14 protein-coding genes are annotated in these 12546 nt (G+C 52.9%); 3 read left to right on the forward strand and 11 right to left on the reverse strand.

Features of this window, described 5'->3' with window-relative positions; genetic code table 11:
• Positions 1–173 precede the first annotated feature (173 nt).
• The 9 genes from opgB to N2K86_RS02895 all read right to left on the reverse strand — a co-directional run bounded on the left by opgB (position 174) and on the right by N2K86_RS02895 (position 7664).
• On the reverse strand, positions 174–2465 hold the full coding sequence (gene opgB, locus N2K86_RS02855) for a phosphatidylglycerol--membrane-oligosaccharide glycerophosphotransferase (RefSeq protein ID WP_260660406.1): 2292 nt from the start codon (positions 2463–2465) through the stop codon (positions 174–176).
• Between the two features lie 270 nt (positions 2466–2735).
• Positions 2736–3218: a DUF2501 domain-containing protein gene (locus N2K86_RS02860; protein ID WP_100165522.1), complete on the reverse strand. Its 483-nt coding sequence runs from the start codon at positions 3216–3218 to the stop codon at positions 2736–2738.
• Positions 3219–3302: 84 nt separating this feature from the next.
• Positions 3303–4040, reverse strand: coding sequence for a DNA replication protein DnaC (gene dnaC, locus N2K86_RS02865; RefSeq protein ID WP_010427177.1), 738 nt, complete (start codon positions 4038–4040; stop codon positions 3303–3305).
• Positions 4037–4582, reverse strand: coding sequence for a primosomal protein DnaT (gene dnaT / locus N2K86_RS02870; RefSeq protein WP_042713996.1), 546 nt, complete (start codon positions 4580–4582; stop codon positions 4037–4039). Before dnaT ends, dnaC begins: the two co-directional genes overlap by 4 nt.
• Positions 4583–4731: 149 nt before the next feature.
• On the reverse strand, positions 4732–5160 hold the full coding sequence (locus N2K86_RS02875; protein WP_126545177.1) for an organic hydroperoxide resistance protein: 429 nt from the start codon (positions 5158–5160) through the stop codon (positions 4732–4734).
• 84 nt (positions 5161–5244) lie between these two features.
• The gene (locus tag N2K86_RS02880; protein WP_042713994.1) at positions 5245–5697 is read right to left on the reverse strand and encodes a MarR family winged helix-turn-helix transcriptional regulator; all 453 of its coding nucleotides are present in this window, start codon (positions 5695–5697) and stop codon (positions 5245–5247) included.
• Between the two features lie 41 nt (positions 5698–5738).
• Positions 5739–6368, reverse strand: a complete 630-nt coding sequence (locus N2K86_RS02885; protein WP_260660407.1) for a TetR family transcriptional regulator — start codon at positions 6366–6368, stop codon at positions 5739–5741.
• Between the two features lie 58 nt (positions 6369–6426).
• On the reverse strand, positions 6427–6900 hold the full coding sequence (locus N2K86_RS02890; RefSeq protein WP_260660408.1) for a threonine/serine exporter: 474 nt from the start codon (positions 6898–6900) through the stop codon (positions 6427–6429).
• Positions 6891–7664 (reverse strand): threonine/serine ThrE exporter family protein, encoded by a 774-nt coding sequence (locus N2K86_RS02895; RefSeq protein WP_260660409.1) that lies wholly within the window; start codon positions 7662–7664, stop codon positions 6891–6893. Before N2K86_RS02895 ends, N2K86_RS02890 begins: the two co-directional genes overlap by 10 nt.
• Positions 7665–8077: 413 nt before the next feature.
• Between N2K86_RS02895 and N2K86_RS02900 the strand changes: the two genes are divergently transcribed.
• Positions 8078–8812 (forward strand): helix-turn-helix transcriptional regulator, encoded by a 735-nt coding sequence (locus tag N2K86_RS02900; protein WP_260660410.1) that lies wholly within the window; start codon positions 8078–8080, stop codon positions 8810–8812.
• Positions 8812–9447, forward strand: a complete 636-nt coding sequence (gene bglJ, locus N2K86_RS02905; RefSeq protein WP_260661622.1) for a DNA-binding transcriptional activator BglJ — start codon at positions 8812–8814, stop codon at positions 9445–9447. The genes N2K86_RS02900 and bglJ overlap by 1 nt, the downstream gene beginning before the upstream one ends.
• A gap of 37 nt (positions 9448–9484) precedes the next feature.
• Here the strand turns inward: bglJ and N2K86_RS02910 are convergent, their stop codons facing one another.
• Complete coding sequence (locus tag N2K86_RS02910) at positions 9485–9943, reverse strand: YbaK/EbsC family protein (protein ID WP_042714997.1); 459 nt, start codon at positions 9941–9943, stop codon at positions 9485–9487.
• Between the two features lie 328 nt (positions 9944–10271).
• Between N2K86_RS02910 and N2K86_RS02915 the strand changes: the two genes are divergently transcribed.
• Positions 10272–11618 carry a PTS sugar transporter subunit IIC gene (locus tag N2K86_RS02915; RefSeq protein WP_126816022.1) on the forward strand — a complete coding sequence of 449 codons (1347 nt, stop codon included), beginning with the start codon at positions 10272–10274 and terminating at the stop codon, positions 11616–11618.
• Between the two features lie 94 nt (positions 11619–11712).
• Here N2K86_RS02915 and fhuF read toward each other — a convergent pair whose 3' ends face one another.
• Positions 11713–12501, reverse strand: a complete 789-nt coding sequence (gene fhuF / locus N2K86_RS02920) for a siderophore-iron reductase FhuF (protein WP_260660411.1) — start codon at positions 12499–12501, stop codon at positions 11713–11715.
• Positions 12502–12546 lie beyond the last annotated feature (45 nt).

Here is a 12546-nt window from a genome sequence, read left to right on the forward strand (position 1 = left end):
TCCCGAGGGTCCTCATGAGAAGTTGAGAAGGGCAATACTCTACATCCTGAGCCTATGCTAATATGTATATAGATTAGATTGTGTAAAATATAGTGATTTTATCTGTTTTTTAATAACGATATAGATTTTTATAATTTTGAAATTGCCCGGCAGAACGCCGGGCAGAGGGGATATTAACTGTCGCGACTGACAATTTTAATTTCCACCATTCCAATCCCAAGCTGTCGCGGGGAGTGGCCGAGGATATTGCCTTCGTTAGTGGACTGCGGGTCTGGCGGAACGATGACGAGCGTGCTGCTGCGCGACGGATTGTCGAAATGCAGCGTGGTGGTGCTTACGTCATTGCCAAGCGTCAGGATCTGTTCTTTATCACCCACGCGCACCGGGATAGGACGGTTAGCATTGGGCCCGAACGCTCTGGCCGTGATCACCAGATCGAATTTTTCCGGCAGCGGATGAGCATACTCAATTTTCACTTCGTTACCCAACTGGGCGTTGGACCAGCGTCCCCAGGATTCCGGACGGGAGATGCCGCTGAAGTGTTTGACCTCTTCCGGCGCGCCGGCCACGTTAAAGATAAAACTGTCCGCTTTATAACGAATGTCGTTATCGACAATCTTCAGCATGTCGACGTTATGCTGATAGCGCGCGGTATCGATAACCGTATCGTTAAACGCCGTTTTGCCTTTCCACTGTTTTTTATCAACATGCTGGACAGACTGCTCACCGCCGAGCTGTCCCTGAGCGACACACCAGTCGGTAGACAGGGCCAGCGGCTGCGACCAGAGTTGGCCCATCTTGTAGCATGCGTCGATCCAGACAAAATTGTCGCGCGGGGCGAAGTCAGCCAGCTGATAACGCAGCGGTGCGGAGTATTCACTTTCCGGCAGCGGTTCAACGCGGTTGTCCGACACGCGCAGCAGCAGCGGCAGACGGAAGTGACTGCCGGAGAAGGCAATCATTTTTTTATCCTGGTCGATGGTGAAGTCTTTCATCTCTTTCGGGAAGTTCCACAGGCGGATGATATCCGGCTTCCAGGCCAGGATTTTCTCCTTCATGTTGAGGAACACTTCTGACAGGGATTGCCCGGACAGCGTACTGCGGCCAAGGCCAATAAAGTTATCGCCGCCCAGAATGTCCAGCACCGTGGCGCCGTTATCCATCGAGTTACGCTTAGTGGCGATCACCTCCTGCTGGGGCTGGTCGCCGCGCAGGATGAAGAACAGGTTGCTGCGATCCTGCTTGTTAAGCTCATCCCAGGCGCTATTTTTCATCGCCAGATGGTCAGACGACACCACAATCACCGTGTTTTTGAAATACGGCGAGGCTTTGATTTTGTCGATCAGCGCGGCGATATGTTCCTGGCTGCAGGTGACGGCGCTAAATGACGTATTACTCTTGCCATTGATGTCATAACGTTTGCGTTTACAGGTACGAGAGACAAATCCATCCGGATGATGGGTATCCACGGTCAGGGCAAAGAGCGAGAAGCGTTTGCCCGCGCGGGAGAGTTCCTCGAATTTTTGCCAGGTCTCGTCCAGCACCGTATCGTCGTAGAAGCCCCAGTCGTTACGGTAGCCTGGATCCGCGACGATGGTTTTTAACTCTTCCGATCCGTAGAGGTGGTCAAATCCATGTGATTTCAGGAACACATCTTTGCCAGCGAAACGCAGGTTTGCGCCCTGCATAAAGTAGTTTTCGTAGCCGGAATTTTTCAGGATATCGCCAAGACAGACATTTTGCGGGAAGAAACTCGACATAGACGCCGACGCATTGCCCTCAAAGGGTGCGAACAGCGGGATACCGCACTGAGACGCGACCATACCGGCGATGGTGTAATCGGTGCCGGGTAACTGCATGGTGTGGCTGAAATCGAGACCTTCGTTTTTCAGGGGCCCCAGATCCGGGGTCAGGTTCGGGAAGGCATCGTTATCAAAATAGGTCCGCTCCAGGCTCTCGCCGTAGATATAGACCAGATTGAGCTTTGGATTGTCGATCTTCTTCGCGGGTTCTTTGTAATACGCCACGAAATCGGGGTCACCCTCGCGCGACTGGGATTTCACCAGCTCGGTGATTTGGTGGAATGCCGGGCTGGCGTCAACAGAGGCCAACGCCAGGCACAGCGCCAGCAGGCTATAGCCATGATGATGCGGGTGATGGCGACGACGGCGCAGCACCCAGGCAAGCGTTCCAAAAATAGCAACCAGAGCGAAAACCACGCCCAGACCTGGAAGTATGTACTTACCAACCCCTGCGCCCGTCAGGCTATTTGTCAGGGTGTAAAGTACCGCATCATTTATACCGTCACCGGTAAAGTAATCGCTGGCGTATAACGTAATGTTTAAAACAATAAAAATGCCGAGCACCACCAGCGTGGCAATAAACCACCAGGTGTTACGGCCTGCTTTCCAGGCGTAAACGCCAACGGAAGCCAGGAAAAGGATAAGGGACATTAACTCTGACAACAGCATATCCTCATGACGCCAGACGCTTCGCTGGCTAACTGATTATTTTTTGGGTAATACAATGTAATGGTGATGTCGTTTAGCTGCAATTTTAGTGTCACGAAAGTGTGCTGTTGTTAGGATTTGGTTTAGAAAATCGTTTTTTTGAAGGCGGTCGCATCCTGGCATGCGGACGCTGAGACGATGGTAAGGCAGGAAAACAGTGGTTTAACGCCGCGCCGTAAGACTAACCTAACTAACGCGGCATGTTGTGGCAGAAAATGGGGTCGATCAGGAGATGAAATTAACGCCTTGTTTCAGCACCAGATCGCAGGCTTTGGTTTTCACCTGTTTTGCCAGAGAGGAGTTACCGATGGTGCTCAGGTTCAGCTGCTGACCGTTTTGCGCATTCAGCAGGCCCTGAATACCGTCCATATAGTTGGTGTCCGCTTTCTGCTCCTGCGTGTCCAGACCCAGCTTGCCCAGCACCTGGTTTTTCACGTTTTGTGCATCGGTGACGGAAGCCAGCTTCTGCTTCGCACAATATTCCAGGATCCCCGCCGCGTTGTTCATCGTACCCGCGCTCAGGCTCTGGGAACTGTTACCCAGCAGGCTGGTGAGGGAGGAGGCAGACAGACCGCCCTGCGTGCTGCCGCTCTCTTTGGTCAGTTCGTTGGCTGCGCTGGAAAGTGACTCCTGCCATGACGCTGCCTGCGCCGCGCTGGTTGCCAGCAGTGCACCGAAAAGGGTGCTGATAAGTAACTGTTTTTTCATAGTGGCTTTCTCAAAAAGGTCCGTTTAGGGCCGGAAGTGGTTCCAGTATATACCTCCGCGCCGCGCGCGATTCCTGGAACTGTCTTAATACTCTTTACCGGTGACGCGGCTGCGATAACTTTCCCAGTCAAAGATGACGTACAGGCTGTTGCCGAGCTTCATGCGATCCATTACGCGCTCTCCCAGCAGACGGGTCATCTCGTCGATATTGTGGTTTGTCAGCATTCCGGTTGGTCGCTTGGAGGAAGAGCGGCGGTCAACGATCTGGTTGATGATGACTTTTTCATAGCGGGATTCCGTCTGAACGCCAATCTCATCGATGACCAGCAGGTCAACGTTGCTCAGGTCATTAAGCAGCTGTTCTTCACTGGTTTCGCGGTTGCTGAACGTCTCTTTCATGGCAGACATGATATCGGCCACGGTGATGATCAATACGGATTTACCCCGTAGTAGCAGTTCGTTGCAGATGGCCGCTGCAAGGTGGTTTTTCCCGGTGCCGGGCTTGCCGCTGAAAATGAAGCTGGCGATGTTGCCATCAAACTCGTCCACGTACTGACGTGCCTGACTCAGTGCATTCATCTGTCCCTGCGACTCGACGTTGTAGTTATCAAACGAGCAGTTCTGATGAAGCGGGCGGATACCCGAGCGGTTAAAGGTGCGCTGCATTTTCATCGCACGGTTCTCACGGGCGAGCGCCGCCGCACGTATTTCACCTTGCTCTTTTTGCCACGCCAGCAGCTCTTCACCCGTTGTGAAGGCTGGCTTCACGTTGGCTGGCATCATTTTTTGCAGACGTTTCATCAGGTCGCCGACGTTCTTCATTTCGCACCTCGGAATCCATTAGGGATCTGTTTGTCCGGTTCAGAAAACGCGTTGATATCGCGCTTGGGCTGGCCATTGTTGCTGGCGCGGTTGATTTGAATACTGCGCGCGAGCTTTTGCTGCCACTGCACATGGTGAAACACTTTTCCTTCCGCCTGCCAGTAAGCGGTAAACGCGGCCAGCTCTTCGGGCGTGACCGGTTGTGAGAGCGCAATTCCCCACAGTGCCGCCTGGCGCTGAAAATCGGCATCCGGTTGCCAGCCCGCGTACATGGGGAATTTCCCCATCGGTATGGCTACGGGCGCGTTTCCCGGTTCGTCGAAGAACTGGTTATCCAGGGTGACATCACTGGCCGGGCGCGACAGCCGCGCTTCGATATCCAACAGCTGCGCCAGGCGTTCCGGCGTGATTGCGTAAAACGCCGGGGCGTTGTCGGCAAACACGGCGAGCGTACCGCCTTCGGCATTGGTCAGTACGCCGCGGGGATCGCGCATAAAGGCATCAATGCCAGCAATGCTGGTGGTCAGGATTCTGGAGGACATAACGCTTTCTCTACTGGGTTACTACGGGCGTAATATGGGCTTATGGTAGCACAGAGAGGGGGAAGGGATGGAGGGGATTTCCCCGGTGGCGCTGCGCTTACCGGGGCTACAGCCGTAGGCCTGATAAGCGCAGCGCCATCAGGCAGTTATCACGCGATGATGTTCAGCGTGACGTCGATATTGCCGCGCGTGGCGTTAGAGTATGGGCAAACGATGTGCGCTGCATCCACCAGTTTTTTCGCTTCCGCAGGATCCATACCTTCAACGTGAATGTTCAGCTTCGCTTCGATACCAAAACCGGTTGGCAGCGGGCCAATGCCGACTTCACCTTCAATAAAGGCATCTTTTGGCAGGGCGAATTTGTCGCGTGCCGCGACGAATTTCATCGCGCCCAGGAAGCAGGCAGAGTAGCCAGCAGCGAACAGCTGTTCCGGGTTGGTCACTTCGCCACCCATGCCGCCCATCTCTTTTGGCACACCCAGTTTGACGTCCAGTACGCCGTCGGAAGAGGTCGCGCGGCCGTCACGGCCTCCGGTGGCTTTGGCTTTGGCAGTGTAGACAACTTTTTCTAAAGACATGGCAGGTTCCTCATTTTACATTTATGTGTGCTATTAAATAGCGTGCGATATATATGGGTAAAGAAGGACGCGTAAAGTATAGCCTTACGCGTGGTGTAACTGTTGTCGCAAAAGCTCAAGCTGCTGCTTAAGCGCCAGCATCGTGTCGGTATCGCATTGCGCTGCGCACCCAACCGCGTGAGGGATCCCCACGGCCTGTTGCTGGAGTGCACGCCCGGCATCGCTTAGGGTGACCGCAACCTGGCGTTCGTCTTTACGGGAACGGTGGCGGTTGATCAGCCCGGCGCTTTCCAGACGCTTTAACAGCGGCGTCAGCGTGGCTGAGTCAAGAAACAGTCGTTCGCCAATGTCCGACACCGTCACGTCGTCCTGCTCCCAAAGTACCAGCATGACCAGGTATTGCGGGTAGGTCAGGTTCAGCGGTGCCAGCAGTTGCCGGTACAGCTTGTTAAGCGCCAGGTTTGCCGAGTAGAGAGCAAAACAGAGCTGGTTATCCAGCAGCAGCGCCGCGGTGGTGTCGTTCGTTTTTGCGTTCATGAGATGAATATAGATAGCGCACGATATAATTGCAAGCTATTTTATGGGCACGTATAGCGAAGTGCCACCTGGACCGCCATTTTCCGATAGTGCTGACGCTGCGCGGCTTCGTCTGCTCCCTCTTCGAACAACAGCGTAAAGGTGTAGCTGTTGGCGACATAGTGGAAGCTGAAGCTGCTGATCAGACGGTGAAGATCGCGCGCGTCGACCGTCTGATTGAACAGTTGCTTCTCTTTCCCACGCTGCAGGATGGCTTCCAGCAGTTCCAGCGCGCTGCGGTTAACCTGGCGCAGGTAGCTGGACTGCTGCATGAAGCGGCCACGCTGCATGTTCTCCATACAGATGATGCGAATGTAGTCCGGGTGGTCGGCGTGGTAGTCAAAGGTCGCTTCAACAAGATGAACCAGTGCTTCTACCGGGGGCATACCGGCAAGGCTGAGCCGTTTCTCACTGGCGCGGATCTGGGTGTAAACGTACTCCAGGGCCAGAAGATACAGGTTTTCTTTATTCTTAAAGTGATACACCACCATCCGTTTGGTCGTACCGGCTTTCTCGGCGATTTGCTCCATGCGGGCACCGTTTAGCCCATATTCGGCAAACAGCGCAATGGCGCTCTGGAAAATGTTCTCTTTCAGGCTGGCGCCTTCATTGTGCTCATCAGAGTTAGCCACGTCTTTTCCTTATCGTCACTAAACGGAAAGAGGAGAGTATCCCTGCGATGGGCAAATATCAAACGCGCGGGCGCTTGCGGTAAAGCCACAAGCCGGGGATCGACAGCCCGATGGAGAGCGCCCCGACAATGGAAGACGCCTTCAGGAAGTTGCTCAGCAGGAGGATCATTTGCGGCTCGGTGTAACCAAAATGGCTGATCTTTACCGCTGAAATCATCGCGGTATAGGCGGAGATGCCCGGGAACATCGGAATAACGGCCGCCACGGTAAAGACCTTTGGATGCGCCAGATACCAGCGAGACCACTGAATGCCAATGCTGCCGACCAGCATCGAGGCCATAAACGTTGACCATTCGATGTTGAAACCTGCCGTCATCATGACCATGCGTGAACCGTGACCGATGGCGCCCAGCAGCGCACACCAGGGCAACGCCCGCTGCGGCACGTTGAACACCATCGCAAAGCCGACGGCGGGAATGGCGGCCAGAAGCATGTCCTGCGCCAGCGCAAAGATAAATTCGATTATGCCCATCCGCGTAACCCCCACAGCGTCATCGCCATGACCACGCCAATGCAGGTGGCAAGCGTCAAAAGACTGGCAATCGCCCAGCGCGCCAGACCGGTATTGATGTGCCCTTTAAACATGTCAGCCACGGCATTAATCAGCGGAAAGCCCGGGACCAGCAGAAGCACGCTGGCGGCCATGGCAATCGTCGGGGTGGTTGCAAATTGCGGCAGGCGCAGCAGCAGGCCAGAAACCGTGGTGGCGACAAAAGCGGTAATGCAGAAGTTAATTTGCGGGTGCAGTTGCCGGTGGGTCAACAGCTGGCGGACATACATGGCGATGCTGCTGGCGAAAAAGGTAATGATTGCACCGTCCCATCCGCCCTGGTTGAGTTTGCAAAAACAGGCGCACGACAGCCCAACCATTACCACCACCAGCCAGCGCGGATAGCGTAACGGTTTAATTTGCGCGAATCGTTTCTCAATTTCTCTTAGATCCAGCAACTTATGCTCAGCAAGAATGACGATGTGCTGCACTTCCGTCACGACGTGCATATTGATGCCGCGATCGTGATTTTTACGGGTGGAGGTCAGGCACTGCCCGTCTTTTATGGTGGTCAGTACAATGGCATTCGATGAGATGGAACTTTCGACGCTGTCCATGCCGAGCGCCACGCCAAGACGCGTTGAGAGTTCCTCGACAAGGGCGCTTTCTGCCCCGTGCTGTAAGAGAAAAAGCCCGCATTGAATACATATCCGCGTCGTTGCGCGTTGCGTTGACTGATCTTGCATGTATTGCCCTGAAGAGAGGATGAGTAGCTTGCCTGTTGGCCCGGAATGCTTACTTTTAGCACAAATGGCGGTGCCACTTGCTCTGGGTCAGATCAAGATTTGTGCAAACAGCCTCACGATCGAGAGTGAAGGAAAGCGATTTAAAATATTTATTTTATGAATGCTTGGGAGTTAAAAATATATCTCACATATATTAAGTATTTCTAATTTTATATTTTCGTTCTTTTCAGGTAACTGTAATTAAATTTGGTGGTTATTTATGAGATATTAACCCTGCTTTGGGTATTTCTTAATCTCGTAATGATTTCCTTAAAATTTGTATTATTTATGGTGTGTGCACTCAGGGATGAGATAATTTTATCTCAATACGTTTTATCGCTATTTAGAAAATGAAGAATGGACTCGGAGGTTCTATGTTGCCATTGAAAGGTAAACACGGAGTTGTGATTAGTAAGATACCGGTTATGCAATCCGGGCTCGGCGGGGTGATGGCACGCCATTTCCCAGAGTATGAACTGACCTTTTGCCGCTCGATTCAGGAGCTAACATTGCTGCAACTCCGCCGCGCCAGTGTGGTTATTGCTGATATTTCTGGTGATTATCGGAATCCTCGCGGTACGCTCGAGCAATATTACGGGCTGCTGAGTCAGTATCGGGATATCCATTGGATCTTTTTAGTTTCCCGTCCCCTCTACCCCCTGGCGGTAGAATTACTCATGCGTCCTGAAAGCACCTTGCTGTCAGATATGGAACCTCTCGAGGGGGTCATTAATGCTATTCGTGCCGGAAGTGAACGCGCAGAACGAATTAGCCAGACGTTGTTAATGCCAGACACTCCAGAGCCTGAAGAAGAGTCCGAGAGCTTTATCGCGCTAACTCACTCTGAGCGCAAAGTATTGCGACTGCTGGGGAAAGGCTGGTGTATTAACCAAATCGCGACGTTATTGAAGAAGAGTAACAAAACGATCAGTGCACAGAAGAACAGTGCGATGCGCAGGTTGTCCCTGCGAAGCAATGCCGATATGTATGCCTGGATCAGCAGTACACAGGGGATGCGAGAACTGAGTTTAATGTCGGCCTATGGAGAGTTTGAGGAATGGAAGAGACCGCAGCAAAAAGACATATCGCCGTCATCGAAAATTGCGTAATGAGTGCTGTTGGGCTGCAGCATATTTTTGCTTTGCCGGCATTCAGCAGCTATCAGGTCCGCCTGTTTAGTCGGTTCGACAGTTTTAAAGAGGCACTTTCCCAGACCGCGTTTTATTCGGTTATTTACTCACTATCCGATGCGCGTGAGGAGCGTCGTAACTGCCTGGCGAGTCTGCGTGACCTGATGTTCTCACACGGCAATATCCAGCGTATTGTACTGGCGTCCGATGATGTAGAAGCGAGGCTGATTTGCCATCTTTCTCCGGCACGCCTGCACGGGATAATCAGTAAATCGGTGTCGCTTGAGCAGTTGATCGAAGGAATGGTGACCTTTCTTAACGAAACGCATCGTGTAAACGACAACATGTACAATCACTGGTATGTGAATCAGAACCGCATGTTGAGCCCCACCGAACGGGCGATTTTGCGTTATATGTCGTCGGGCTATTCCATCCCTGAAATCGCGACACAGCTTGAGCGCAATATTAAGACCATCAGGGCGCACAAGTTCAATGCGATGGTAAAGCTCGGGGTCAATTCTGATGTGGGATTGCTGGATGCAGCAGATATCCTTGCTCATCTTCCCGCCCGGGAGCTGCGTCACTCGGCGTTGAGTGTACCTTCATTCTCTTAGCCGTGTGTCATGCGCCAGAATCCTTCTGGCGCAACAATCAAATGCAGACATCCACCCATTTTGCCGCAGTCAGTTCTGCCATTCTGTCGGGGGAAATACGCACGGCGCTGTGAATCGCACCGGCAGCAGGCAGTACTTCAGCGTACTGTTTCAGTGAAACATCGCAGAAAACCGAAAGGGGATTCTCCAGTCCGAAAGGGCAGACCCCACCCACGGGATGACCCGTAACGGTGACCACTTCATCGCTGCTCAGCATGCGCGCTTTTGCGCCGAATGCGTCTTTCAGTTTTTTGTTATCCAGCCGCGCGTCACCTTTAGCAACCACGAGAATGACTTCGTTTTTAACCTTTAACGATAGCGTCTTGGCGATTTGACCCGGTTCAACGTTATGCGCTGCAGCAGCCAGGGCCACGGTCGCGGTGCTTTGGCTAAGCTCGATGATTTCGACATCGGGTGCGTTGTCGGCAAAAAACTGCTGTACAGACTGCAAACTCATTGTTTCCTCCTGACAAATATCCTGCGTAATCTGTCATAAGCCTTTAGGTTCTGTAAATATCTCTTCAGTAACAAATATTCTGTTGGGCCGATTTATGGATCGCCTTCACATTCACGGAAACCGGTTACAGTAACCGGTTGCAGAGCGTGAATCAGAGATTAATACTGAGAATGTAACGTCCCCTGTATCCAATAATAAGAGCTAATTATGAAACCATTTCTTCTGAGCAGTACCGCTGGTACGCAAGCCGGCAAGGTTGTGAAGCTGATTTATGGAACAACGTGTGGCGCGAATCCGCCCGTAACGAACGTCTGACAGGAGAGCTGCTATGTCTGCCAACCATGCTGCGTTTAATCTGATATTCCGTTTCGTTGAAAATTACGTCAGCCCGATTGCCGGGCGAATCTCTTCCCAGCGTCATGTTATGGCCATTCGTGATGGATTTATCTCTGCGATGCCGTTCATGATTGTGGGTTCATTCTTGCTGGTGTTTGCTTACCCACCGTTCTCACCTGATACGACCTGGGGTTTTGCTCGCGCCTGGCTGGATATGGCGAAGCAATTTGAAGGGCAAATTCTCACTCCGTTTGATATGACGATGGGCATTATGTCCATTTATATCTGTGCGGCCATCGCCTACAACCTGGGCAAACATTATGTGAAATCCCATCAGCTTGACCCGTTCATGTGCGCCATGCTGTCTCTGATGGCGTTTCTGCTGGTTGCTGCGCCGAAAACCAAAGGCACTCTGCCTGTCGACAGCCTCGGCGGAACGGGGATTTTTACCGCCATTCTGGTGGCGGTTTACTGCGTTGAAATGATGCGTTTCCTGAAATCGCACAACATCGGCATTCGCCTGCCAGACCAGGTGCCACCGATGATCAAAAACTCCTTTGATCTGCTGATTCCGGTGCTGGTGGTTGTGCTGACGCTTTACCCGCTGAGTCTGCTGATTCAGTCTCAGTTTGGTATGCTGATCCCACAGGCTATTATGTCGATCTTCAAACCTCTGGTGTCCGCTGCTGACTCGCTGCCTGCTATCCTTCTGGCGGTACTGATTGGTCACTTGCTGTGGTTTGCCGGGATCCACGGGGCTGCCATTGTCTCCGGGATGCTGCAGATGTTCTGGCTGACAAACCTGGGCGCTAACCAGACCGCGCTGGCGGCAAGCCAACCTCTGCCACACATTTTTATGGAAGCATTCTGGACGTTCTTTATCGTGATTGGTGGCTCTGGCGCAACGATGGGGTTGGTGATCTGCTATCTGCGTAGCCGCTCTGCGCACCTGCGTTCAATTGGACGTCTGAGCGTGGTGCCCAGCTTCTTTAACATCAACGAACCCGTCATCTTTGGTACGCCGATTGTAATGAACCCGGTGTTCTTTATTCCGTTCCTTCTGGCACCGATGGTAAACGCAGTGCTGGCCTGGGCGGCGATGACGTTTGATCTGATTGGTCGCGTTATTTCAGTGGTTCCCTGGACAGCACCTGCTCCGATAGGCGCGGCATGGGCGCTGGGCTGGGATTTCCGTGCGGCTATTCTGGTTGTGGTTCTGGCCTGCGTATCGGCAATCATCTACTACCCGTTCTTCAAAGTGTACGAGAAGCAGTTACTGGAACAGGAAGCGGAAGAAGCACAGCGTAACGCGGAAGAGGAAAATCAGCAGGTAGCCTGAGTCGTTTGTGCCGGGTGGCGGCTGCGCCTTACCCGGCCTACGTTTGAGGAGCTGTAGGCCCGGTAAGCGAAGCGCCACCTGGCAATTAACGGCACTACTTCAGCGTGCAATCCCCGCACTGCTGAACGTCTGGCAGGCGATTGCGCTGACAGCAGGTCCGGCGCACCAGAAGGCCATCACGCGGGACGACGGTACGGAATAAAGGGTTATCCCGCCCATCAGAAAGCTGTTTTGCAAAGAAACAGGACTGGCGCAGGGCATCCACTTTCTCATCGCCCAGCAGCGGTTTCATCTCTGTTAAATACCAGTGGATAAGATAACCGGTATTGCTCCAGATAAGCTTTCCGTTAATTTCTCCCGTCTGCTCAAGCACTTCAATTACCGGCATCAACGCCTGAGTGATGAGCTGTTCCATGCGCTCCTGAGCTGAGCGTTGCCCGGCACGCATATCTTCGTGAACGTCAATCCAAAAGCAGGCCGCACGCCCGGTTTCGTGGAACTCAACGTGGAAATGTTCCGGGGAGAGATCCAGCATCGTGTCCTGGGTTAACAAGGCCACCATGATCGGCGGGACCATCAACCCGATGTACCATTGCGCCCAAAGAGAGAGCAGGGGTTTATTTTCCCGCGAAAGGGTCGGTTGATTGCGATAGATATGGTCGGAATACGCCGCCAGCAGTGACTGTCGTTCTGCCGGACGCTGCCATTCGGCAAGCGTCATGGTGTTATGCGGGTGAGGCTCATCCAGCTTGATAAAATCCAGCAGATGGGCACGGGTATCGGCAATCCTGTCCCGAATAGCATCCGCAAGCGTAACGCTCCCTGTGGAGAGAGGGGCTCGCCAGAGAAGTGAGTCAACGGCTTGTGCGGTACGTGTCGCCATAAGGATAGGAATCTAAATGATAATGATTGCCAATCCTAACTATAG

It is taken from the genome of Enterobacter mori (assembly GCF_025244905.1).
Classification (GTDB): Bacteria; Pseudomonadota; Gammaproteobacteria; order Enterobacterales; family Enterobacteriaceae; genus Enterobacter; species Enterobacter mori_A.